We start from the raw sequence: 26555 nt of genomic DNA, 5'->3' as shown, positions 1-26555 counted from the left end.
AAAAATAATAGTGGAGAGGATAATTCAGATTTATCCCTTCCACTTATTAAAAGACATTAAAGGACTTCTTTATAAACACGAAGTACATTTTTATAAAATATTTTATCTATTTCTGATTCCTTAAAACCAGATTTTTTTAAAAGATCAAATAGAATGTACATATAAGAAGCGTCTTTTATTTCAGGATTGCCTGATATCCCATCAAAGTCAGATCCGAGAGATACAGAATTTATTCCCCCTGTATCTGCGATATGATGAGCATGGTTTACTATATATGATGCGTAGCTGTTATTACCATTTTCACTATTTAAGAATTGTGGGTAGTAGTTAATGCCGATAACACCTCCGCATCTTGATATGGTTTTTATCATTTTATCAGTAAGGTTTCTTGGATGAGCACATATTTTTCTAGAATTTGAATGACTTGCTACAAATGGTTTTGAAGAATATTTTGCCACATCAAAAAATCCAGCATCACTTAGATGTGAAACGTCAAGTATAATGCCAAGTTTGTTAATTTCATATAGAAATTCAATACCTTTCTTAGTTAATCCGTTAACAGTATCTATAAATGGAGTTTGTTTATTATTTATAATTTTAGAATTTGGATATGCAAGTTCATTTTTATAATTCCATGTAAGAGTCATCATTCTTACTCCAAGTTTATATAAAATTCTTAAAAATGATATATTTCCTTTACAGATTTCACCTTCTTCTAAAGAAATAAGTGCTGAAATTTTGTTAAGTTTTAAATTCTTTTCTATATTACTATAGGATTTTACTATGCTTATTAGGCTAATATTTTCGCTTACTTCTTGATAAAGACAGTCAATCATATTAATGCAGTATTCAAATGGATTTTCTACTTTAGATAAGTCTACAAACATTGCAAAATTTTGAAGAATATAATTTGATTTTTTTAATTTTTCAATATCTATATGAAAATTATTTTTTCTTAATGAGCAGGGAGTGTTATTTAGTTTTGATTCATAAATTTTAGAAATAGTGTCACAGTGCATATCAGCAATTTTCATAACATAACCATCCTTTTAAAATATTATAGTAATATTTATATTTATTTTTATATACAATTATTAAAAAATATCATTAATAAACGATTTTTAATAGATAATTATGCATAAATTATGTATAATATATGTATAATATTAAAATTGGAGGAGAGCAATATGGCAATAAATTTAAGAGGAAAAAATTTTTTAAAGTTATTAGATTTTACTCCTGATGAAATAAGATATCTTATTGATTTATCAAAAAATCTTAAAGATTTAAAAAGAGCAGGTATAGCACATGATAAGTTAAAGGGGAAAAATATAGTGCTTTTATTTGAAAAAACATCGACAAGAACAAGATGTTCTTTTGAAGTTGCAGGAAGAGATCTAGGTCTTGGAGTTACATACCTTGATTCAAATGGTTCACAGATGGGCAAAAAAGAAAGCATAAAAGATACAGCAAGAGTACTTGGTAGAATGTTTGATGGTATAGAATATAGAGGATTTAAGCAAAGTACAGTTGAAGAGCTTGCAAAATATGCAAAAGTTCCAGTATGGAACGGACTTACTGATGAATTCCATCCAACACAGATGATAGCTGATCTTCTTACAATAGAAGAAAAACTTGGAAAAATTAAAGGTGTAAATTTTGTTTATATGGGTGATGCAAGATACAATATGGGTAATTCACTTATGGTTGCATCAGCTAAAATGGGAATGAATTTCACAGCATGTGCACCAAAAGAACTTTTCCCTTCTGATGATTTAGTTAAAGAATGCAAAAAAATTGCAGAAGAAAATGGCTCAAGTATAACATTATGTGAGGATGTAAAAGAAGCAACAAAAAATGCAGATGTTATATATACAGATATATGGGTATCAATGGGAGAACCAGCTGAAGTATGGGATCAAAGAATAAAACTTTTAAAACCATATAGAGTTACTAAAGAAGTTATGGATAATGCATCAAAAGAAGCAATATTTATGCACTGTCTTCCATCATATCATGATCTTGATACTAAAATTGGAAAAGAAATTTGTGAAAAATATAATATGAATGGAATTGAAGTAACAGATGAGGTATTTGAAGGCAAACAGTCTGTTGTATTTGATGAAGCAGAAAATCGTATGCATTCTATAAAAGCTATAATTTTATCAACTCTTGGTATATAAAAGTTTACTAAAAGGGCATATGACAAGTGAATCCTAAAAATAGGAACATTTGTTAAATGCCTTAATTTTAAAAAAATAATTCAAACGTTTGCATTAAATAAAAAATAGCGATATTAAAAGAAAAATAAAGCATATGAGAGATAGTTTTGAATAATCTGAAAATTTAGAACTTGTAATACTTTATTATGATGTTTATAATAAAAACATAAACAGAAAACGTTTTATTCTGTTTATTATGTATAAAAGAGAAACAGTTATAAGAACGTTATCTGAAAACGTTTTTGAAGCTGATAATTTTTAGGGGGAATAAGGATGATAAAGAAGAAAAAAATATTTTCATTATTAATGGCAGCATCACTAGCTATGGGTACATTAGCAGGATGTGGATCTCAAACTAATTCAGCAGGAAAAGATTCATCAGCTGATAGTGATTCAGGTAAGACTGTAAAAGTATTTCAGTTAAAAGTTGAAATTAACGATGCTTTGCAGAAATTAGCTAAAGAATATGAGAAAGAAACTGGTGTAAAGATTGATATTACAACAGTTGGAGGTGGAGCAGATTATGGTGCTGCACTAAAAGCTGAATTCCAAAAGGGAACTGAACCTGATTTATTTATGATTCAAGGTGCAGGAGATTATAATGTATGGAAAGATAAAATTGATGAATTAACTGATCAAGAATGGGTTAAAAATGCAGTTAAAGGTACTCTTGATACAATAACTATAGATAATAAAATTTATGGTATGCCAGCAGCTACAGAAGGATATGGTTTAGTATACAATAAAGAAATTTTAGAAAAAGCAGGCATAGATCCAAGTACTCTTACTACATTTGATAAATTAAAATCAGCTTTTGAAACATTAGATTCTAAGAAGGCTGATCTTGGACTTGATAATGTTGTTTCTTATACTACAAAAGAGACATGGGTAACTGGAAATCATACATTTAATTTAGGTTTAGCATCTCAAAGTGATCCTGATAAGTTTACTAAAGATTATATAGCAGGAACTGCTGATATAGTTAATAATCAGGGATTCAAAGATTGGGCAAACTTAGTTGAACTTCTTTGTAAATATGGTGGAGGAAAAGCTCTTGATACTATAGATTATAGTACTCAGGTTGCAAATTTTGCACTTGGAAAGACAGCATTTATTCAACAAGGTAACTGGATTGCTTCAGATCTTGATAAATTAGATGCTAAATTTGATATGGGATTTGCTCCATTAGCAGTTGGTAATGATGGAAAAGTAAGTGCATCAATTCCAGTTGGTGTTCCAATGTATTGGGTTGTAAATAAAGATTCAAGTGTAAATAAAGAAGCAAAAGCATTCTTAGACTGGATGGTAACAAGTAAGACTGGTCAAGAATCATTAGTTAACGAGATGAATATGATACCAGCATTTAAAAACTTTGATGTTGAAAGCAAGAATCCTCTTAATAAATCAATCACTGAATATAATAAAGATGGTAAAACTTTAAAATGGGCATTTACTAATTTACCTGATGGATTCAGTATGGATAAATTAGGACCTTTATTCTCAAAATTTGCAGCAAGTGATATGGGAGAAGCAGATAAACAGACATTACTTCAATCAATACAAGATGCATCACCAAAACAAGCACAGTAAAATACAATCTAGAATATTTAATTAAAAAGAAAAATGGTTGCCTTATTTTAAATAAGGCAACTACAATTTAAAAAATATTCAATGTTTCTGATATCTATATTAGTTAGTTAAAGTGATAGACAAATACTTCACTAATATAAATATATAGGGTATCTAGAAAGGAGAAAAAGATGACAAAAAAAGCAAGAGATAATAAGGACTTTTGGATGTTTGCAGGTCCAGCTGTTTTTGCATTAATAATGGTTGTATTTATTCCGTTTTTTATAGGTATTTATTACACATTTACAGATTGGAATGGTGCAAGTAATAACTATAATATTGTTGGACTTAGCAATTATGCAGCAGTTTTTAAGGATAAGCAATTTTTATATTCTTTAATTATTACAATTTTATATACTTTTGCAAGCGTTTTAACAATTAATTTTATTGGATTTGGTCTTGCATATATAGTTACAAGAAATTTAAAAACTAAAAACTTCTTAAGAACAGGATTTTTTATGCCAAACTTAATTGGAGGATTAATTTTAGGATTTATCTGGCAGTTCTTATTTAATTCAGTATTTGTATCTTTCGGAAAAAATATAGGAAATGCAGTACTTTCAATATCATTACTTCAAGGATCAGCTCGTGCAATGTTTGCAATGCTTATTGTTTCATCATGGCAGTATGCTGGATATATAATGGTTATATATGTTTCAGCACTTGAAAATGTGCCACATGATTTAATCGAAGCAGCTCATATAGATGGAGCAAATGGATGGCAGACATTTAAAAATATAACAATTCCAATGGTAAGACCAGGAATTACAGTTTGTTTATTCTTAACTTTATCAAATTCATTTAAGATGTTTGATTTAAACTTTTCACTTACACCACTTAAGAGTACAGAAATGTTAGCTCTTAATATATATAAGGAAGCTTTTGTACTTAATAATATGGGAGTTGGACAAGCAAAAGCAATTATATTCTTTATATTAGTATGTGGAATTTCGATGACTCAGGTTTACTTTAACAAGAAGAAGGAGGTAGATCTATAATGACTAAAAAAAAGCTTACAACACTTGATAGTTATGGTGGCAAGTTAAAATTAGTAGAAGTATTAACTTGGATACTTTTAATTATATATATGGTGCCATTCTATTTAATGCTTGTAAATTCATTTAAAACAAGAAGAGAAATATTCTCTGATACTATAGGACTTCCTTCTATGTGGAAATTTAGCAACTACAAAGATGCAGCTCTTAAGATGGATTTTATTCCGTCATTTGTAAATTCAATAATAATTACAGTATTTAGTGTAAGTCTTATAATACTATTTTCTGCAATGGCTGCATGGGTTCTTGCAAGAACTAAGGATAGAAAGAGCAAAATAATTTTCTATTTGTTTGTTTCTGCAATGGTAGTACCATTCCAGGCAGTAATGATTCCTCTAGTTCAGTGGATGAGCAAAATTCAGTTTGGTCCATTTCAGATGCTTGGGACAAGATATGGTCTAATATTTATGTATATTGGATTTGGATGCGCAATGAGTGTATTCCTTTATCATGGGTTTATAACAGGTGTCCCTGAAGAGGTTGAAGAGGCAGCTATTATTGATGGATGTTCAAAATGGCAGGTATTTATTAAGGTTGTATTACCACTTTTAAAATCTACAACAGTAACAGTTGCAGTTTTAAATAGTATATGGATATGGAATGATTTCTTATTACCTTTCTTAACAGTAAATGGGAAGGTAACAACAATACCACTTGCTATGAATAATTTCTTTGGAGCATTTTCAAAGCAATGGGAGTTAGCAATGGCAGCTTTAGTTATGGCAATAATTCCAATTATAATATTCTACTTCTTTGTTCAAAAGCAGATAATTGCTGGAATAGTTCAAGGATCAATTAAGTAGAGATTTAGATTAAAGAGGCTGGTTAAATTTTTGAATAATAAAGAATTAATTCAGACTCTTTAATTTTTCTTGTATATAGTATGCATAAAGTGATATATTTAATATGTGATAAAATAGGTATCGTTACCAAAGAAAAAAATACATAACATATCAGGAGGGAAAATAAATGAAAAGAAGCAGTGGAATGATAATGCATATAGCATCATTACCTGGAAAGTATGGAATTGGAACATTTGGAGAGGAAGCATATAAATTTGCAGACTTTCTAAAAAAAGCAGGACAGAAATATTGGCAAATACTACCTTTAGGACCAACAAGTTATGGAGATTCACCTTATCAATCATTTTCAGCATTTGCTGGTAATCCATATTTTATTGATTTTGATATATTAAACAAAGATGGATTATTAGAAAAAAGTGATTATGATTCAGTAGATTTTGGAAACAATGCTGAAGATATTGATTATAGCAAGATATTTACAAATAAACTTGCTGTTTTAAGAAAAGCATATGAAAATTTTAAAAAGCATGATAATGGAGAAGTTGAAAAATTTGAAAAAGATCAGGGAGAGTGGCTTGAAAATTATGCTTTTTATATGGCTATAAAAAATAAGTTTAATCTTCAAAGCTGGCAGAACTGGGATGAAGATATAAAACTTAGAAAAGAAGAAGCAGTTAAAAGATATCATAATGAACTTTCTGATGATATAAAGTACTGGAAATTTCTTCAGTTTGAATTCTTCAAACAATGGAATAAATTAAAAGAATATGTTAATGGGTTAGAAATTGAAATTATTGGAGATATGCCTATATATGTATCAGAAGATAGTGCTGATGTATGGGCTAATCCACAGGCATTCCTTATAAATAAGAAAACATTAAAGCCAATAAAGGTTGCAGGATGTCCTCCTGATATTTTCTCTGCTACAGGACAATTATGGGGAAATCCTATATATGATTGGAAGTATATGGAGAAAACAAACTTTGAATGGTGGGTTGAACGTATAAGACAGAGCCTTAAGATTTATGATGTATTAAGAATAGATCACTTTAAGGGATTTGAATCATACTGGTCAATTCCATACGGAGATCCTACAGCAGAAAAAGGAGAATGGGTTAAAGGACCTGGAATAAAGATATTTAATGCAATAAACAAAGAACTTGGAGATGTAAACATTATTGCTGAAGATTTAGGAACTTTAACAGAAGCAACTATAAAACTTAGAAATGATACAGGATTCCCAGGAATGAAGATTTTAGAGTTCGCATTTGATGGAAGTCCAGATAATGTATTCCTTCCACATAATTATGATAAAAACTTTATAGCTTATACAGGAACTCATGATAATGATACTGTAAGAGGATGGATTGAGCATTCTGGTTCTAAAAAAGAAGTTGAAAATGCAAAAAAATATCTTAACCTTACAGAAGAAGAAGGCTATAATTGGGGATTCTTAAGAGGTATTTGGTCAAGTATTGCAAATGTATCAATTGCATTAGCTCAAGACTTCTTAAACCTTGGAGATGAAGCTAGAATAAATATTCCATCAACAATTGGATGTAACTGGAGATGGAGAGCTGAAAAAGGAGTATTTACAGATAAGCTTGCTGAAAAAATATATAAAATGACAGAAATGTATGGAAGACTTAATGAAAATACTAAAGCTACTAAAAAAGAAGATAAGTAAAAAGTGATTAGCATACTACAGGACATTAGTCTTGTAGTATGCTATATTATAATATAGATTTTAGAGGTAAAAGTAATGAGTGTTACTATAAAAGATGTAGCGAAAGAGGCAAACGTTTCCACATCAACTGTATCTAGAGTTTTATCGAATAGCTCAAGAATAAGTGAAAAAACAAAAGAAAGAGTTAATGAAGTAATAGGAAAGCTTAATTATAGACCTAATGCAATAGCACGAAGTCTTGCAAGCAATAAGACAAAGATTCTGGGAGTAGTTCTTCCAAATGAATCAGAGGACCTTATAACAAATTCTTTCTTTATAGAAGCTATGCAAGGAATGAGCAATTATGCGAAAAAGAAAAGATATTATGTAACATATGCTTTTTCTGATAATGAAGAAAGTGAACTTAATTCAATAGCAGATTTTATAAGTAGTAATCTTGTAGCGGGAATATGTATATTAAGAGCAAGAAGTAATGATAAAATAATTGATTATCTAAATGAGACGGGCTTTCCATTTGTTATAATTGGTAGACCTGATGAGTCAGACAAGATGCTTTGGGTTGATAATGATAATTTTGAAGTTACCTATAAAATAACTCAAAATTTAATAAATAAAGGGTATAAAAAAATACAATTTATAGGAGCACAGAAAAGATGGAATGTTTCTAAAGATAGAATAAATGGTTTTTTAGAAGCATGCAGAGTAAATGGAATTAAAGTAAAAGATAGTGACATTATTATAGAAAGAGACTTTTCTATTGAGAATGGAAAAACTGCTGCAGAAAAAATATTTAAAAGTGGTAATATACCAGAAGCAATTGTAGCTCAGGATGATTTAATTGCAATGGGAGTTATTGATGTGTTTAAAGAAAATAATAGAAATATAAATATTATTGGATTTAATAATAGCCCTATTATGCAATATAGGAATCCGAAGGTTTCGTCAGTAGATATTAATGGTGTTGAGCTTGGATATTATGCAACAAAACTTCTTATAGATCGTTTGGAAAATAAAAATATGAAAATTAATCATTATATTGTAAAATCTAAAATAGTATATAGGGATTCGTTTAAAAAGTAATTAGAAAGGGCTTTAGCATTAATATGCGAGGCCTTTTTTTTCTGGAGGTTAAATATGAATTATGTATATATACTTAAGTGTGCAGATAATACTTATTATACAGGCTGGACTAATAATTTAAAGAAAAGAATAAATACTCATTCAAGTGGAAAAGGTGCTAAGTATACAAGAGGACGAAGACCAGTAGAGCTTGTTTATTATGAGAAATTTGAAGAAAAGAGCGATGCTCTTAAAAGAGAATGTAGTATAAAAAGACTTAAACGTGAGCAAAAAGAAAAAATAATTAAAAGTATTAACCCAAATAAAATTAAACTGATATAACTTATTAAAATATGTAAGTTATATCAGTTTTTTAAGTTTAAGGAAATATTAAGGTAAAGTTAATATAATTTTGATATTATTCTGTTAATATTATTAATGGAATCACAAAAAGAAATAATATCAGAATCAGATAGTCTTTTTAGCATCTCAATTATTGTAGCTTTATAGTGACTACGAAATTCATTAATTATTTCATGAGCATAAGAAGTAAGTTCAATTCGTGTGATTCTTTTATCGTTTTTATCTTGTATTTTTTTAACAAGATCATATTTAATAAGATTGTTTATTATTGGTGTCATATTTGGTTTTGAAATATTTAAATTCTTTGCAATTGTAGAAATTGGAGCTGACTCATTTTCTGTAAGAAAAATTAATACTCTTGCGTGAGAATGAGGAAATTGAAATTTTTCTACAACGGAAGAAAAGTATTTTGTTACTTCTGTATCAGTATTAGCGATTTTAGAGTGAGTATTATAAATATAGCTTAAAATAAGCTCCGATATTTCATCAATTTTTTTATTATTCATAAAATAGTATCCTTTCTAAAAAAATTTATTTAAAAATTATTATCAATTTCATTATTGACTTTAAAATAGTTATGAATATATAATTAATTATAATTTGTTTTATAAAATTGTCAAACAATAATAATTATTTATAAATTTAAAAGGAGTTTAAGTAATGAAAAAAACTATAATTTTAACTTTAGTTTGTGTTACTTTAGTTTCACAATCGTTTATAGGATGCGCGAAAGAAACAACATCAGAAGCTGATAAACCTATAGCAGTTTCTGTACAAAAAGCTATTAATGATAATATAGAGAATACAAATACATTTACAGGGAAAACAAAAGAAGGGTCTGAAACTTCAGTAACTGTAGAAATTCCAGGTACAATTGATAAAGTATTTGTAAAACTTGGACAAGAGGTACATAAAGGCGATACATTATTGCAGATAAAATCAAAAGATATTGAAAATAGTGTAGCTCAGGCACAGGCAGCATATGAACTTTCAAAGGCAAGTTATGACAGTCAGACAGGAGCGGCTCTTGATTCACAGGAAAATCAAGTGGATAATGCAATAAAAATTGCTAAGATGAATTATGATGAAGCAAAAAGACAGATGGACATTAATACACAGCTTTATCAGGCAGGAGTAATAAGTGAAGATTCATATAAGAAAAGTCAGCTTGGACTAGATAGCGCAGAGCAAAATTTAAATAGTGCTCAAAAATCTTATGATACAGTTTCAGAAAAAGCACTTCCAGAGGCAAGAGAACTTGCACAAAAACAGCTTAATCAAGCTGAAACAGCACTTGAAACTGCAAAGAGCAATCTAGACAAGCTTACACTTATATCTCCAGTAGATGGAATAATTACAAAGAAAACATTTAATGAACATGAAATGGCAAATCAGAGCCAGCCAGCATTTGTGATTTCAAATCCTGATGAACTTGAAATAGATCTTAATGTAACAGAAGAAGATCTTAAAAAATTAGCTGATGTAAAAGAAGTAGAAGTAACTATTGGTGGAGAAAAGGTTACAGGAAATGTAAAATATGTTCCTATAGTAACAGGAGATAAAACAGCACTTTATGAAGTAAAGATAAGTATTGATAATAAGGAGCATAAATTTAAGGCAGGAATGTCAGTATCAGTAGATGTAAGTGTTGAAAAATCAGAGAACACAATAAAGATTCCTAAAAAAGCAATTATTGAAGATGGTGATAAAAAATACGTTTATATTGTTGATGATGATAAAAAAGCTGTAAAGACTGAAGTTGATACTGGAATTGAAACTTCTAATGATATAGAGATAACAAGCGGAGTAGATGGCGATGATACAGTCGTTATTGGAGGATTAAACTTAATTAATGATGGAAGTAATCTATATCCAGTAGAAAAGGAGGACTAAAATATGAATTTAACAAGAACATCTGTTAAACGTCCTCTTACAATAATAATGGTCTTTTTAGTTTTACTACTTTTTGGAGGCATTGGATATAGTAAAATGGCTGTTGATCTAATGCCAGATATGGATCTCCCATTTTTGATGGTTACAACTCAGTGGAATGGTGCAGGACCTGAAGATGTAGATGAGCAGATAAGTAAAAAGCTTGAAAAACAGCTATCTGGTATATCTAAGATAAAAGATACAATGTCATATTCATATGAAGGATTTTCAATGGTAGGACTTGAGTTTGAATATGGAGTAGATATTGATGAAGTAATGAACGATGTACGTTCAAAAGTTGACATGGTACAAGCTCAGCTTCCTGATGATGTTGAAAAATCATCTATAATGAAAGCTGATATGAATGATATGCCAGTTGGGCAGCTAGTAATTTCAGGAGATAATAAAACTGGAGATGCAATAGCAAATTTTGCAGATGATAATGTTCAAAAGCAGATGGAATCAATAGATGGTGTAACATCAGCTGAAAGCAACGGTGGTGATAAATCTCAGATAGATATAACAGCAGATCCTTCAGTAATTAATAGTTATGGGGTAAGCATATCAGAAATATCAGGAGTTTTATCAGGAACAAATAAGACATACCCTTATGGATCTATAACAGAAGGGGAAAATAAGATAGTTTTAAGAGCTACGGAAGAGTTAAATTCTTTAGAAGATGTTAAGAATATTCAAATTCCTACAGCATCGGGAAAAACTGTAAGCCTTGATTCGTTATGTAATGTAGAACTTACAAAAGCAGATCAGACAGGTATATATAGATATAATGGTCAGCAGAGTCTTATTATGGATGTAAGTAAGCAGCGTGATGCTAATACAGTTAAAGTAATGAGAGAAGTAAAGAAAAAGGTTGAAGAAATAAATAAAAGTAATCCTGATTATACAATAAAGATAATAAATGATACGAGTGATTTTATAAATCAGTCAATGAAAAGTATATTTAAAAACCTCATTGAAAGTGCCATCATATCGTTTATTGTTATTTTTGCATTTTTAAAGAGTGTTAGAGCATCGCTTGTTGTTTCGGTAGCAATTCCAACATCAATAGTTGGAGCAGTTGCACTTTTATATTTTTCTAATGAATCACTTAATATGGTAACTACGGGTTCTCTGGTTATTGCAATTGGAATGGTTGTTGATAATGCAACTGTTGTAATTGAAAATATATTTAAGTATAGATCTAAAGGAGATATGCTTATAGAAGATTGTGCAATTGAAGGGACAAGGACAGTTACAAATGCAGTAATAGCATCAACTCTTACAACTGTTGCTATATTTTTACCTATATTATTTACAGAAGGCTTAGCAGAAATTATGTTTGGCTCGTTAGCTAAAACACTTATATTTGCACTCACAATCTCGCTTATAGTTTCATTAACATTAGTGCCAAGTATATTCAATAAATTAAGTGGAAAAGGTAGCCAAAACAAACTTGTGGAAAAACCATCGCCTATATTTGATAAGGTAAAACAAAAATATAAAAAGCTACTTGATGTTTCACTTAATCATAAAAAACTTGTAGTAATTATAAGTATAGCATTATTTGCAGCTTCTATATTTGGATCAACATTTATAGGAATGGATTTTATGGCAAACTCAGATGAAGGCCAGATAAGTGTTTCTATAAAACTTCCTAAAGGACTTGCTTTAAAGCCAAGTGATGAATATATAATGATGGCTGAAGAAAAACTTTCAGATATAGATGAAATAAAAACAGTAGTTACAACTTATGAAACATCAGGAATAAAGACAGGTTCAAATGCCTCAATAAATATTCAATTAGTACCTAAAGCAGAAAGAAAGCGCTCAACAAAAGATATACAAAAAGAAATTGAAGATAGAATGAATAAAGTGCCAGACTGTAAAATTACAACAAGTATGGCAAGCAGTATTATGCAATCTAGTCCTGGTTCAACATCATCTGGAATTACACTTCAGTTCCAGGGACAGGATATGGATGTATTAACATCGTTATCTGAGGATATAAAAGAGAAACTTGAAACTGTTGATGGTTTAAAAAATGTTGAAACATCAGTATCAGATACAGATAAGGAAGCACGATTTATAATTGATAAGAAAAAAGCGAGTGATTATGGAATAAATACAGCAACTATTGCAACGCTTCTTAGAACTTCTATAAATGGAAGCAATGTTACGCAGGCTAAGATAAATGATTATGATATAGATGTTAATCTTAAAGTTCAAGATAAATCTATTGATAGTATAGATGATATAAAAAATATGAAGGTATTATCTAATACTGGTCAGGAAGTTCCAATAAGTGCATTTGCAGATATATCTATGGAAAATGGATTAAAGACAATTCAGAAGTTTGATGGAGACTATGTTGTAGATATTACAGCAGATGTTGATGGAATAGATACAAGCAAAGCATCAAAACTTGCAAAAGCTAAGGCAGCAGAAGTAGAGCTTCCAAGAAATTATAAGATTTCAGATGGTGGAGTTACTCAGATGATGAATGAATCTATGAGTGGACTTGTATTATCAATGATAATAGCAATAATACTTGTTTATATGGTAATGGTAGCGCAGTTTGAATCATTCAGTAAGCCATTTATAATAATGTTCTCTATACCATTTGGTTTTGTTGGAGTTGTAGCTGCACTTTTACTTACAAGAGTAACATTAAGTATAGTAGGTATGCTCGGCTCAATACTTCTTGTTGGTATAGTTGTTAATAATGGTATAGTTTTGATAGATTATATAGAGCAGCTTAGAAAAACAAATATAAATAAAGATCTTAAAGAAGTTGTTTCATATGGAGCATCTCAACGATTAAGACCGGTACTTATGACAACAGCAACTACTGTACTTGGTATGATACCTACAGCTTTAGCATTTGGTGAAGGTGGAGAAACAATGCAGCCACTTGCAATTGTAATAATTGGAGGACTTTCAGTTTCAACACTTGTAACATTAATTTTAATACCAAGTATTTATATGATATTTGATAAACTTGAGAATAAATTCAATCAGAAATTTGGAAGATGTATAAATAAGATAAAAAGCAAATTTAATAGATTTACAAATGATAAAATAAAATCTAAGATTGGAAGCATAAAGTCAAAATCTATAGATAGAAAAAATAAGAAAAATATTAATAAATAAAGAGAGGGTTGTTTTATGAATAGAAATATTAAGAGATTAATAGCAGTTTATATAGCATTTGGAACTTTAAGTGGATATTCATATCCTGTATATGCTGCTGAAAAAAGCAGTTCAATTTCAGCAAATGAAGTTCAAAATAAGCCTGTAATTTCAGTTGATGAAGCTGCTGATGCAGCTATAGAAAACAGCTATGAAGTATCAACAAATCAAAAGGAAATTGATATGCTAAAAGATAAAAGGGATTTTTATAAAGATTTAGAAGATGATGAAGATTTCAAAAGCCTGGATGATTTTATAGATACAGTAGACGATTTTGCTAGAATTGAGTATGGTGAGTCTGAGCAGAAGCTTGATTTCTTGAAAGATAAAATAAGAAAAGACGTAACTTCAAGGTATAATGATCTTGTTTTAGCAGAAAAAGAGCTAGATGAAATAAATCAAGATATTAAAGTTACAACTACAGATCTTGAAAATGCAAAATTAAGAAAACAGCTTGGTCTTATTATTCAAACAGATGTAGACAGTGCGAATGTTAATCTTATAGACCTTCAAAATCAAAAAAAAGCTAAAGAAGAACTTATTAATGCAAAAAAAGAGATTCTTACAATAATTACAGGAAAAGATTTTAATGAGTATTCTACTGAAGATACAATAAGATATAATCCTTTAGTAATTACAGGTTCTTTAGATGATTATTTAGATGAAAAGATAGATTATATGATGTTTTATAAGAAAAAACTTGTTGAATATAACGATGATCATGCAGATGATAATAATGAAGAACCTGATAAGCCATCTGAAGCAGATTATACTACGTATAAACTTAAAGAAGATGGTACATTTGAAACTGATAAAGATGGAAAAGCAAAGAGTGATACTGATTATAAAGCATATGGCAATGCACTTGCAGGTTATGTTTCAAGCTATGGTGCATATTTAGAGAAAGAGTACTCAAGCGATACAAGCACAGATAGCTTTAAAAATGGAAAAAGAACTTTAAAAACAAGCATGATTGAATTATATTCAAATCTTAAAAGTGCACAAACACAGATAGATACTTTAAAGAATAAACTTGATTTAGCTAAAAAACAAATGGATAACCTTAAGGTTACATATGATGTAGGCTTAAAGACAGCTCAAGATTATAATAGAGCTGTACTTAATGTTAAAAAATTAGAGGCATCTCTTGAAACAGCAATAAATGGATACAATACATTAAAGACAAATATAGAACAGCCATGGACAAGGTAAGATAAAGGGGTGAAGAAAGTGAATAGAAAGATTAAATTAGCTGCTTCAGCAATAGCTATTGTAGGACTATTTTCTGTAGCATTTCCATACACAAATATATTATCTCAAAAAGTAAGTGCATCTGAAAGTAATACATCACTTTCAGATAGACAGCTTAGAAGCATTTATTTAAGTGAAGGCGATATTAATTTTTCTGCAAGTAATTATGAATATAATGTAGAAGTAAAAGAAGATGTAGACGAGATAAGAATAACTGCAAAACCTAGAAATGATGATTCTACAGTTTCTATTGATGGATCTAAAGTTAATGAAAGTAATAATTACAAAGAAAAAGTTGATCTTGACTATGGAAAAAATGAAATAAAAATAAAAGTTGAAGATGAAAACGGAAAAGAAAAGATTTATGTTTTAAATATTTATAGAGGAACTGAAGCTGATATTTCAGATGATGAAGATGAAGATAATTCGGTTTATTTAAAAGAACTAAAAACAGATAGTTATAAAATTAATTTTGACAAAAAAACATTAAAGTATTATTTTAATGTACCAAATGAAAAAGAAGTTTTAAAAATCACAGCAGTTCCATACTGCACAGAACATTATTATGATGATTATTCAGTAAAAATAGATAATGAATATGTTGATAATGATGATGGATTTACAAAAGAAGTATCACTTGAAAAAGGTGAAAATAATATTCAGATTGTTGTAAAAGATAAAGATGACAATGATAAAATATATAATTTAATAATAATAAGAGGATCAGAAATTTCAAAGACAGCATCATCATATAATTATTTAGATGCATCAAAACATGATACAAGATATGATCCTATATTTAATAATACAAATACATGGAAAGCAGTTAATGGAAGACTTAAATATTTTGATGCTTCAGGAAAGCCTTTAGTTAATAGTTGGATTCTTGACGGATTAACTAATAAATATTATTATATGGGAAACGATGGATACAGATATACAGGATGGCTTTACGATACAAATTACGGAAAATGGTACTATTTAAATAAAGTCACAGGAGAAATGGAAACTGGATGGATTTGTGATAATGGAAATGATTATTATTTAGATCAAACAGGAGCATGGGCAATATAAATAACAAATGACAAATGACAAAGTAAATGACAAATGACAATTTAGATAGAAAATCCTGAGGATTTTTGGTTGTATAAGCTGCGAATATCGCAGCTTATATTTATTATTGTAGACAAATTAAATTTATATGATAGAATATACATTAAGAGCATAAAATAAATAAAAAGGGAAGTGGTTAAAGCAAATAGAAAGTAATATTTAGTAAAGCGCCAGAACTTAAGTTCGACTGACAAATCACAGATTTTAAGTCAGAGAAAGGAAACTCAGATTCACATACGCTTATCTGAGTAAGTTCGACTGACCAAATCATAGATTTGGAGTCGGAAAAGGAAACTCAGATTCACATGCATTCATCTGAGTAAGTTCGACTAGCCAAATCACAGATTTGGAGTCAGGAAAGGAAACTCAGATTCATATGCGTTCATCTGAGTAAGTTCGACTGACCAAATCACAGATTTGGAGTCTCACTTAAGTTGACGAGGTTGGGGAGTTATCGAAATTTCGGCGGGTGCCCCACGGTATTCACACTACCGTAAACAGTTGGCAAAACTTTTGAGTAATCATTAGTACAAATCCAGCTTGGTGTTAAAAACCTTCTATTATTTTAAATTTTATAAATGACAGGATCATTATGCTCGAAATTATATATTTTGCTGGCATGAATTTAAAATCTAGAAAATAATAAATTAAGTCAATTATATCTTTATTTATATATAATAAACAGAGAATAAGTGGCTGTAAATAAGGAAGGAAGAATTATATATGTGTGGAATAGTAGGATATTTAGGAAGTGGAACAGCAACTTCATTTTTAATTAATGGATTATCAAAGCTTGAGTATAGAGGATATGACTCAGCTGGAGTTGCAGTAATTAATAATGGAGATATTAATGTAAGAAAATTTAAAGGACGTTTAAATATATTAGCAGAGGATATAAAGAAGTCTCCTATTGAAGGAAACTTAGGAATTGGTCATACAAGATGGGCAACTCATGGAGCACCATCTGATGAAAATTCTCACCCTCATTTAAATAGTAAGGGAAATATTGCTGTAGTTCATAATGGAATTATAGAAAATTATCTTCCTCTTAAAGCATGGCTTAAAGGTGAAGGATATACTTTCAAATCAGAAACTGATACAGAAGTTATACCAAATTTAATTGACTATTACTATGAAGGAGATCTTTTTAAAGCAGTTAAAAAGGCTCTTAAAAAGATAGAAGGAAGTTATGCGATAGGAGTTATATGTAAAGATGAACCAGATAAATTAATCGCAGTAAGAAAGGATAGTCCTTTAATAGTTGGTCTTGGAAAAGGTGAAAACTTTATTGCATCTGATATTCCAGCTGTACTTTCATATACAAGAGATGTTTATCTTTTAGAGGATAAAGAAATTGCAGTATTAACTAAAGATGATGTTAAGCTTTATACTGAAGAAGGAAAGCCTTTAGAAAAAGATGTTTATCATGTAACATGGAGTCAGGATGCTGCTGAAAAAGGTGGATTTGAAGATTTCATGCTTAAAGAAATTCATGAGCAGCCAAGAGCTATAAGAGATACATTAGCTGGAAGAGTTTCAATGGCTCATGATATAGTTTTAGATGGTTTAAATATTTCAAAAGAAGATCTTAAAAATACAGATAGAGTATTTATAGTTGGATGTGGAACTGCTTATCATGCAGGCCTTGTAGGTAAGAATTTAATAGAATCTCTTGCAAGAATACCTGTAGAAGTTGATATTGCATCTGAATTTAGATATAGAAATCCTCTTGTAACAGATAAATCTTTAGTTATCGTTATAAGTCAGTCAGGTGAAACAGCTGATACTTTAGCTGCACTTAGAAATTCTAAAAATATAGGAGCAAGAATAGTTGCAGTTACAAATGTTGTTGGAAGTACAGTATCAAGAGAAGCAGATCATGTACTATACACTTTAGCAGGACCTGAAATATCTGTTGCATCAACTAAAGCATATACAACTCAAATTATTGGAATGAATATGATAGCAATTAAGTTTGCCGAAATAGTTGGAAAGCTTAAAAAGAATAGAATTAATAAGTTAAAGGAAGAATTACTTAATCTTCCACAAAAAATCGAACTTATTTTAGAAGAAAAAGATAATATAAAAGATATAGCAGATAAGATAGCTTCTGAAAAAGATGTGTTCTATTTAGGAAGAGGACTTGATTATGATTTAGCTTTAGAAGGAGCATTAAAGCTAAAAGAAATTTCATATATACATGCAGAAGCATATGCAGGTGGAGAACTTAAGCATGGTCCTATTGCTTTAATTGAAAATGGAACAAAGGTTATTACAATTCTTACTCAAGAAGCATTAAAAGAAAAGATGATAAGTAATGTTGTTGAAATTAAGTCAAGAGGAGCATTTACTATAGGAATCTGTTACGAAGATACAAAAGGTCTTGATGAAGTAATGGATGAAATAGTATATATTCCAAGAACTAATGATCTTTTTGCACCAGTTTTAGGTGTTGTAGTGCTTCAGCTTATTGCTTATTATGTAGCAAAGAATAAGGGCTGTGACATTGATAAACCTAGAAATTTAGCAAAATCTGTAACAGTAGAATAATATAAGAGAAATAAAAAAGACATTTTAGTATTTTACTAAAATGTCTTTTTTTCTTTAAATACTTTACACGATTCACGCTTTTCTAAAGTACATGGCAAAGTAATTTTTAAATTCGATGGGAGTTTTGATGTTATCATTCTGTATAAAATAGAAACTCCATAAATCCCCATAGCATATACTGGTGCATTCATTGTAGTAAGGGGAGGGTTTGTATATTTAGACATTGATGTATTGTCAAAACCTATTATAGAAACATCATCAGGAACTTTATATCCACAGTCTTGAAGTGCACTCATAGCACCGATTGCAACTGAATCACTAGCTGCAAAAATTGCTGTAGGAATATTTTTTTCATCAATTAATTTTTTCATCATGTTGTAGCCTGAGGAACTTAAAAATAAATCTTGCTTAACATAAGGCTCAAATTCTATATTGTTTCTAATACAAAAATCTTTAAAAAATTTTAACCTTTTATCTGGGAAGAGAGTTCCATCTTCAAGATATTCTTTTCCACCTAAAAAACCTATCTTTTTATGACCTAATTTGTATAGATAATTCATTGCATCATTTACTGCTTCCTCAAAGTTGAGAGTAATTGTATTTATAGTAGAATTACCTATTGGCATATCAAGGAAAACAATATTTTTAGTAATATTTAATAAAATGTTTACCTCTTGTTTACTAAACTTTCCGATGCAGATTATACCATCAGCATTTCGTAAAGGATCAAGATAATTTATATCAGATTTATAAGCTCTTAATATATTTATTTTATTTTTTGCACAATAATCTTCAATTCCTTGTCTTAAAAGAAGATAATAATTATCTTCAAGCTCCTGCTTTGCAGAAAACCATTGAAGTATGCCAATGGTGGAGTTTGACTTAGAAATAGACCTTTTTTTCTTTACATAATTTAGCTTATCAGCTGCTTTTAAAACTCTTTCTTTTGTTTCTAAAGAAGTACTTAAAGTAGGATCGTTATTTAAAATTCTAGAAACTGTTGAGGCTGAAACATTTGCGTATTTTGCTATATCTCTTATTGTTGCCAAGAAAAAATCACCTCCATAATAATGATATTGAATATTACTTAAAAAATCAAGACAATTAGGGATTTTAAAGGATAAAATAGACAAAAATAAGTAAACTATAAAAATAAATTTAGTAAAAAGTATTGCTAGTTTAGTAAAAAAGATATATAATTTAGTTAATGAATGTAAAAGATTTCATGCATGAGATTTTAATTCCTAAATTCATTTATTTTTATTATTAAAGAAAGAGGAGAAATATATATGGTAGATATGAATGGTAAAAATTTAACTGGCAAAATACCTGGAAGAATAAAATACACGTTTGCATTTGGTGCATTAGGTAAAGATTTAATATATGGTATGATAGCAACTTTCTCAATGATTTACTTTACAGATATTCTTAAAGTTAATCCTATCTTTATAGGTGGAATGTTTTTTGTAGCAAAACTTTGGGATGCATTTAATGATTTATTTATGGGAATGGTTGTTGATAATACAAAAAGTAAATGGGGAAAATTCATTCCGTGGCTTGTAATTGGTACTTTAGTAAACGCTGTAATATTTGTTCTTTTATTTACAGACTTTCATCTAAGTGGTGTATCACTTTGCATATTTGCAACAGTTGCGTATATTTTGTGGGGAATGACTTATACAATTATGGATATTCCTTATTGGTCAATAATTCCTAATTTATCATCTGATCCTGAGGAAAGAGAAAAGGTTTCCGTATTACCAAGAATATTTGCAAGTATAGGACAATCTTTAATTATAGCAGGATTTGGTGTTCAGATTATTTCAGGCTTAGGCGGAGGACAGATAGGTTATCATAAGTTTGCATTAATAATTGCAGCAACATTTATTTTTACTATCGGTGTAACCGTGTTCAATCTTCCTAAAAATACAGATAGTTCTGTTCCAAAGAAGAAAGTAAAATTTAAAGATATATTCAGTATTATTAAAAAGAATGATCAGCTTCGTTGGGCTGTAGCATTAATATTACTTTATAACGTAGGTTATCAGTGCATAATGGGAGTTAGTACATATTATTTCGCATATGTTTGTGGTAACGCAGGTATGATGTCTGCATTTATGATTAGTGCATCAGTTGCAGAAGTAGTTGGATTAATAGTATTTCCAAAAGTAGCAAAGATTATTTCAAGAAAAGTTTCATTTTTACTTGCATGTATAATGCCAACAATAGGACTTTCAATATTACTTATTATAAGTTTTGTAGCTCCTACTAATATAATACTAACAGCAATTTCAGGAATCATAGTAAAATTAGGAACTGGATTAGAACTTGGATGTGCAACAGTATTCCTTGCTGATGTTGTTGATTATGGAGAATTTAGAGTTGGTACAAGAAATGAAGGAGTAGTATTCTCACTTCAAACACTTATCGTTAAATTTACAGCAGCTATTACAGCACTTGGTATAGGTTTTGCACTTGGAAGTACACAGTATGTTCCAGGACAGGAACAGTCTATTGCAACTACTACATCAATAAGAGCTTTAATGTGTGTAATTCCAGCAGTATTTATGATAATTGCATATGTTGTATATAAAAATAAGTACAAGCTTAATGATATTTATATGAAAGAAATAATAAAAACAATTTCAGCAAGACGTGATGGCGAAATTAAATATGACGAAGTAATTGATGAAACAGGAAAAACTATAAAGGAACAGTTTGACAAAAGATAAATTAATAAAAAAGTATTTGGAGGAACATAAATGAATAACAGCAAACAGTTATTAAATGAATTTGAAAATAAAAAATATGATGACATCTTAAAAGATATTTATGTTGATGAAAATGTTCTTGACTATCAAAGAAAACGATATATAGATACAATTAAAAAATATAAAAATTCCTTTTCTGAAAACGATATAGAGATATTTAGTGCTCCAGGCAGAAGTGAAGTTTGTGGAAATCATACAGATCATCAGCATGGAATGGTTCTTGCAACTTCTATTAATCTTGATGCAATTGCGATTGTAAGTCTTAATGACGAAAATACTGTAAAAGTAATATCTGATGGATATGACATGATTAAGATTAATCTAAATGATCTTGATTTTAGAGAAGATGAGGTGGGAACTTCAAAAAGCCTTATAAGAGGAGTTTTAAAAAATCTTTTAGATAGAGGATACAAAGTAAGTGGATTTAATGCATATATGACAAGCGATGTTTTAGTTGGGGCAGGTCTTTCTTCTTCAGCAGCTTTTGAAGTAATAACTGGAACGATTATTTCAGGACTTTTCAATAATATGAAGATAAGCCCTATAGAGATAGCACAAGCTTCACAATTTGCAGAAAATGTATACTTTAAAAAACCATGTGGACTTATGGATCAAATGGCATGTTCTGTAGGAGGACTTATTAATATTGATTTTAATGATCCTAAAAAACCTATTGTAAATAAGGTACAAGTTGATTTTGAAAAATATAAATATAGCTTATGTATAGTTGATACAAAAGGTTCGCATGTTGATTTAACTGATGATTATGCAATGATTCCATCAGAAATGAGAAAAGTTGCTGATTATTTTGGGAAAGATGTACTTAGAGAAGTAGATAAAACAGACTTTTATTTAAATATTGCAAAGATTAGAAAAGAAGTAGGAGATAGAGCCATTTTAAGAGCATTTCATTTCTTTAAGGAAGAAGAAAATGTTGAAGATGCAGTAAAAGCATTAAGAGATGAAAACTTTGAGGAGTTTTTAGATGTTATACAAAGATCAGGAAATTCATCATTTAAATATTTACAGAATGTTTATTCAAACAGTGATGTTCAGGCTCAGAATGTTTCAATTGCATTAGCATTTAGTGAAGGACTTCTTAAATATAACGGAGTATGCCGTGTTCATGGAGGAGGATTTGCAGGAACTATTCAAGCATTTGTAAAAAATGATTTCGTAGATGAGTACAAAGAGTTTATTGAAACAATATTTGGAGAAGGTTCATGTCATATTCTAAAAATCAGAAAATATGGCGGAATTAAAGTGATTTAGGAGATGATAATATGAAAATATTAGTTTTAGGAGGAGCAGGTTATATCGGCTCACACACAGTTTTTGAACTTATTGAAAGAGGAAATGAAGTTGTTATAATAGATAACCTTCAGACAGGACATAAAGAGGCAATTCATAAAGATGCAAAATTCTACAAAGGAGATTTACGCGATAAAGATTTCCTTGATGGTGTACTTTCTAAAGAAAAAAATATTGATGCAGTAATACATTTTGCTGCTAATTCACTTGTTGGAGAGAGCATGATAAAGCCTCTTAAATATTATGATAATAATCTATGTGGTACTAAAGTTTTACTTCAGTCTCTTGTAGAACATGGCATAGATAAAGTTGTATTTTCATCTACAGCTGCAACATACGGAGAACCAGAAAGCATTCCGATACTTGAAACAGATACAACTAAACCAACTAACTGCTACGGTGAAACTAAATTATCAATGGAAAGAATGTTTCATTGGACAGGAGTTGCACATAATTTAAGATTTGTTTCTCTTCGTTATTTTAATGCATGTGGTGCTCATATAAGCGGAAAAATAGGAGAGGCACATAATCCTGAAACACATTTAATACCAATAATTCTTCAAGCGGCTAATAAAACACGTGATCATATAAGTATTTTTGGTACAGATTATAAAACAAAAGATGGTACATGCATAAGAGATTACATTCATGTTACTGATCTTGCTCAGGCTCATATTAAAGCAGTTTCCTATCTTATGAAAGGAAACAAAAGTGACGTATTTAATCTTGGAAACGGAGTAGGATTCAGTGTAAGAGAAGTAATTGAAGAGGCTAAAAAAGTTACAGGAAAAGATATAAAAGTTATAGAAGAAGGAAGAAGAGCAGGAGATCCAGCCGTTCTTATAGCTTCAAGCCAGAAAGCAAAAGATATTTTAGGTTGGAAGCCTCAGTATGCAGATCTTTCAACAATAATAGAAACTGCATGGAAGTGGCATAGTACACATCCACATGGTTTTGAATAAAAATATTTAGTTAATATTTAAAAACGGATGGAGTGATTATTTAATGTCTTGTAATAGAATATATCCCGAAATAGAAAGACTTGTATCATATGCAATTAATACAAATCTTATAGAAAAAGAAGATAAAATATATATAACAAATAGATTAATGGAACTATTTAAAATTGATGAACCCGATGAAATTTCAAGTAAAAAAATTGAGGATCAAAATGAAGATGATCTTGAAGATATATTAAAGAATATGCTCGATTATGCTTATTCAAAAAAATTATTTTCAGAAGATACAGTAACTTATAGAGATCTATTTGATACTGAAATAATGTCTGTTTTAATTGCTAGACCTTCAGAAGTAATTTCGAAGTTCTTTGAAAAGTATAAAGCATCACCAAAAGAAGCTACAGATTTTTATTATAAACTTAGTGGAGACAGCAATTATATACGAAGATATCGTGTAAAAAATGATTTAAGGTGGAAAACAGCAACACCATATGGTGATATTGATATAACTATAAATTTATCAAAACCTGAAAAAGATCCTAAAGCTATTGCAGCAGCTAAAAATGCAAAACAATCAAGTTATCCAAAGTGTTTTTTATGTAAGGAAAATGAAGGATACCATGGAAGAGTAAATCATCCTGCACGTCAAAACCACAGGATTATACCTATTAAGCTTGGAGAAGAAAAATGGAATCTCCAGTATTCCCCCTATGTTTATTATAATGAGCATTGTATTGTTTTTAATTCAGAACATGTACCAATGAAAATTGAAAGAGATACATTTGTAAAATTATTTGATTTTATAAAGATGTTTCCGCATTATATAATTGGTTCAAATGCTGATTTACCAATTGTAGGAGGTTCTATTTTAACTCATGAGCATTTTCAGGGAGGAAATTATCATTTTCTTATGGAGAAAGCACCTATAGAAAGATATTTCAAAATTAAAGGATTTGAAGATGTTAAATCAGGAATACTTAAATGGCCTCTATCAGTAATAAGATTAAGTGGAAATGATACTGATAGAATTATTGAAGCGGCAGATTTAATATTAAAGGAGTGGAGAAAATATTCTGATCCTGATGCATTTATATTTGCAACTACAGATGGGGTTAATCATAGTACAATAACCCCAATAGCAAGAAAAAAAGATGGTGAGTATGAACTTGATCTTGTTTTGAGGAATAATATTACAACAAAAGAAAATCCTTTAGGAGTATTTCATCCTCATGAAAGTCTTCATCATATAAAGAAGGAAAATATAGGACTTATTGAAGTTATGGGACTTGCTGTTCTTCCATCACGTTTAAAACATGAAATTAATCTTTTAAAAGATGCTATTTTAAATAAAAATGATATAGAAAATATACCTGAAATAAAGAAACATTCTAAATGGGTTTCAGAATTTATGACTAAATATTCTAGTGTAGATAAAAATAATATAGATGATATATTAAAAAATGAAATTGGATTAGTATTTTTAAATGTACTTCTTGATGCAGGAGTATTTAAAAGAACAGAATCAGGGCAGAAAGCTTTTGATAAATTTACAAGTACATTAAATTAAGGGGATGAATCTATTATGGCTAAAATAACCGTTTCTCCGTTTGAAAAGACAATTGACGGACATGATACAAAATTATATACTATAAAAAATAATAAGGGAGCTTCTCTTGTTTTAACTGATTATGGTGCGTCTATTTATTCAATAAATGTTTTTGACAAAACAGGAAATTTAAAAGATGTAGTTCTTGCGTATAACCATATAAGTGGTTATGAAACAGGTGATACATATTTTGGACAAACTGTTGGAAGATGTGCAAATAGAATAGCTAAAGGATGTTTTAATTTAAATGGTAAAACATATAGGTTAAATATTAATAATGGAGAAAATCACCTTCATGGTGGAATAAAAAGTTTCAGCAAAAGAGTATGGAATACTAAAATAAATGCTGACAGTATTACTTTTTCAACTGTAAGTGATGATAATGAAGAAAATTATCCAGGCAAAATGGAAGTTAAAGTCACATATTCATTTAGTGAAGATAATATTGTAGATATAGAATATGAAGCTGTTTCAGACAAAGATACGATATGTAATATTACAAATCATTCATATTTTAATCTTGATGGGCATGAAACTAATAGTATTTATGACCAATATATAAAGATAAATTCGGATAAATATCTTCCAATTGATGTAAACTCAATTCCGACAGGAGAGAATTTAAGCGTTAAGAATACACCATTTGATTTTACTTCTTATAAAAAAATAGGAGATTGTTTTATTAAGGGTAATAAGCAGCTTGATATTGCAAATGGATTTGATCATACATTTCCTCTTGAAAAAAGTAGTAAGTTAAAGATAGCTGCATCAGCTTATAGTGAAAAAAGCGGGATAAAGTTTGAATGCAAAACTACTCAATTAGGACTTCACCTTTATACAGGAAATTATGTTGATGTTTCTGAAGGTAAAGATGGAACTTCTTATTTAAATAGAAGTGGATTTAGTTTTGAAGCACAGAATTATCCTGATGCCATAAATCATGAAAATTTTCCAAATGTAGTCTTAAAAGCAAAAGAAAAGTATAGTCAGAAGATACAATTTGCATTTTCTAGATTATAAAAATAATTATAAAAAACTGATAGCTAGCTTTAAAT

Annotated in this window: 20 protein-coding genes; 17 read left to right on the top strand and 3 right to left on the bottom strand. The window is 29.4% G+C overall.

Going from position 1 to position 26555, the window contains the following annotated elements; all coding sequences use genetic code 11:
- Window positions 1-56: 56 nt before the first annotated feature.
- A complete protein-coding gene (locus MTX53_RS11325) occupies window positions 57-1034 on the bottom strand; it encodes a dipeptidase (protein ID WP_244833889.1) in 978 nt (325 codons plus the stop codon).
- 153 nt (window positions 1035-1187) lie between these two features.
- Between MTX53_RS11325 and argF the strand changes: the two genes are divergently transcribed.
- The 7 genes from argF (at window position 1188) to MTX53_RS11290 (ending at window position 8797) form a co-directional block, all read left to right on the top strand.
- Window positions 1188-2183, top strand: a complete 996-nt coding sequence (gene argF / locus MTX53_RS11320; RefSeq protein ID WP_244833888.1) for an ornithine carbamoyltransferase — start codon at window positions 1188-1190, stop codon at window positions 2181-2183.
- Window positions 2184-2498: 315 nt separating this feature from the next.
- Window positions 2499-3812 carry an ABC transporter substrate-binding protein gene (locus tag MTX53_RS11315; protein ID WP_244835493.1) on the top strand — a complete coding sequence of 438 codons (1314 nt, stop codon included), beginning with the start codon at window positions 2499-2501 and terminating at the stop codon, window positions 3810-3812.
- Window positions 3813-3982: 170 nt separating this feature from the next.
- Window positions 3983-4849, top strand: a complete 867-nt coding sequence (locus tag MTX53_RS11310; protein WP_244833887.1) for a sugar ABC transporter permease — start codon at window positions 3983-3985, stop codon at window positions 4847-4849.
- Entirely contained in the window at window positions 4849-5709 is an 861-nt protein-coding gene (locus tag MTX53_RS11305; protein ID WP_244833886.1) for a carbohydrate ABC transporter permease, read from the top strand. The genes MTX53_RS11310 and MTX53_RS11305 overlap by 1 nt, the downstream gene beginning before the upstream one ends.
- Window positions 5710-5875: 166 nt before the next feature.
- Window positions 5876-7396 (top strand): 4-alpha-glucanotransferase, encoded by a 1521-nt coding sequence (malQ, locus tag MTX53_RS11300; protein WP_244833885.1) that lies wholly within the window; start codon window positions 5876-5878, stop codon window positions 7394-7396.
- A gap of 75 nt (window positions 7397-7471) precedes the next feature.
- Window positions 7472-8476, top strand: coding sequence for a LacI family DNA-binding transcriptional regulator (locus tag MTX53_RS11295; RefSeq protein ID WP_244833884.1), 1005 nt, complete (start codon window positions 7472-7474; stop codon window positions 8474-8476).
- A gap of 54 nt (window positions 8477-8530) precedes the next feature.
- Window positions 8531-8797 carry a GIY-YIG nuclease family protein gene (locus MTX53_RS11290; RefSeq protein WP_244833883.1) on the top strand — a complete coding sequence of 89 codons (267 nt, stop codon included), beginning with the start codon at window positions 8531-8533 and terminating at the stop codon, window positions 8795-8797.
- 59 nt (window positions 8798-8856) lie between these two features.
- Here MTX53_RS11290 and MTX53_RS11285 read toward each other — a convergent pair whose 3' ends face one another.
- On the bottom strand, window positions 8857-9324 hold the full coding sequence (locus MTX53_RS11285) for a MarR family transcriptional regulator (RefSeq protein WP_244833882.1): 468 nt from the start codon (window positions 9322-9324) through the stop codon (window positions 8857-8859).
- A 154-nt stretch (window positions 9325-9478) separates the two neighbouring features.
- Here MTX53_RS11285 and MTX53_RS11280 point away from each other — a divergent pair, with 154 nt between their 5' ends.
- From MTX53_RS11280 to glmS, 5 genes are all read left to right on the top strand, one after another.
- Window positions 9479-10711 carry an efflux RND transporter periplasmic adaptor subunit gene (locus tag MTX53_RS11280; protein WP_244833881.1) on the top strand — a complete coding sequence of 411 codons (1233 nt, stop codon included), beginning with the start codon at window positions 9479-9481 and terminating at the stop codon, window positions 10709-10711.
- 3 nt (window positions 10712-10714) lie between these two features.
- Window positions 10715-13900: an efflux RND transporter permease subunit gene (locus tag MTX53_RS11275; RefSeq protein ID WP_244833880.1), complete on the top strand. Its 3186-nt coding sequence runs from the start codon at window positions 10715-10717 to the stop codon at window positions 13898-13900.
- A gap of 15 nt (window positions 13901-13915) precedes the next feature.
- Entirely contained in the window at window positions 13916-15151 is a 1236-nt protein-coding gene (locus tag MTX53_RS11270) for a TolC family protein (protein ID WP_244833879.1), read from the top strand.
- A gap of 18 nt (window positions 15152-15169) precedes the next feature.
- Window positions 15170-16264 carry a cadherin-like beta sandwich domain-containing protein gene (locus tag MTX53_RS11265; protein ID WP_244833878.1) on the top strand — a complete coding sequence of 365 codons (1095 nt, stop codon included), beginning with the start codon at window positions 15170-15172 and terminating at the stop codon, window positions 16262-16264.
- Between the two features lie 762 nt (window positions 16265-17026).
- Window positions 17027-18853, top strand: coding sequence for a glutamine--fructose-6-phosphate transaminase (isomerizing) (gene glmS / locus MTX53_RS11260; protein WP_244833877.1), 1827 nt, complete (start codon window positions 17027-17029; stop codon window positions 18851-18853).
- A gap of 35 nt (window positions 18854-18888) precedes the next feature.
- Here glmS and MTX53_RS11255 read toward each other — a convergent pair whose 3' ends face one another.
- Window positions 18889-19902, bottom strand: a complete 1014-nt coding sequence (locus tag MTX53_RS11255) for a LacI family DNA-binding transcriptional regulator (RefSeq protein WP_244833876.1) — start codon at window positions 19900-19902, stop codon at window positions 18889-18891.
- A gap of 240 nt (window positions 19903-20142) precedes the next feature.
- Here MTX53_RS11255 and melB point away from each other — a divergent pair, with 240 nt between their 5' ends.
- Genes melB through MTX53_RS11230 form a run of 5 tightly spaced genes read left to right on the top strand, consistent with a single transcriptional unit; the run spans window position 20143 to window position 26520 of the window.
- Window positions 20143-21585 (top strand): melibiose:sodium transporter MelB, encoded by a 1443-nt coding sequence (melB, locus tag MTX53_RS11250; protein WP_244833875.1) that lies wholly within the window; start codon window positions 20143-20145, stop codon window positions 21583-21585.
- A 30-nt stretch (window positions 21586-21615) separates the two neighbouring features.
- Window positions 21616-22896, top strand: a complete 1281-nt coding sequence (locus tag MTX53_RS11245) for a galactokinase family protein (RefSeq protein WP_244833874.1) — start codon at window positions 21616-21618, stop codon at window positions 22894-22896.
- An 11-nt stretch (window positions 22897-22907) separates the two neighbouring features.
- Window positions 22908-23897, top strand: coding sequence for a UDP-glucose 4-epimerase GalE (gene galE / locus MTX53_RS11240; protein WP_244833873.1), 990 nt, complete (start codon window positions 22908-22910; stop codon window positions 23895-23897).
- A gap of 43 nt (window positions 23898-23940) precedes the next feature.
- On the top strand, window positions 23941-25461 hold the full coding sequence (gene galT / locus MTX53_RS11235; RefSeq protein ID WP_244833872.1) for a UDP-glucose--hexose-1-phosphate uridylyltransferase: 1521 nt from the start codon (window positions 23941-23943) through the stop codon (window positions 25459-25461).
- Between the two features lie 15 nt (window positions 25462-25476).
- The gene (locus tag MTX53_RS11230; RefSeq protein WP_244833871.1) at window positions 25477-26520 is read left to right on the top strand and encodes an aldose epimerase family protein; all 1044 of its coding nucleotides are present in this window, start codon (window positions 25477-25479) and stop codon (window positions 26518-26520) included.
- Window positions 26521-26555: the final 35 nt, after the last annotated feature.

This window comes from Clostridium sp. BJN0001 (assembly GCF_022869825.1).
Taxonomy (GTDB): Bacteria; Bacillota; Clostridia; order Clostridiales; family Clostridiaceae; genus Clostridium.
This window is presented reverse-complemented; position numbering and strand designations above follow the sequence as displayed.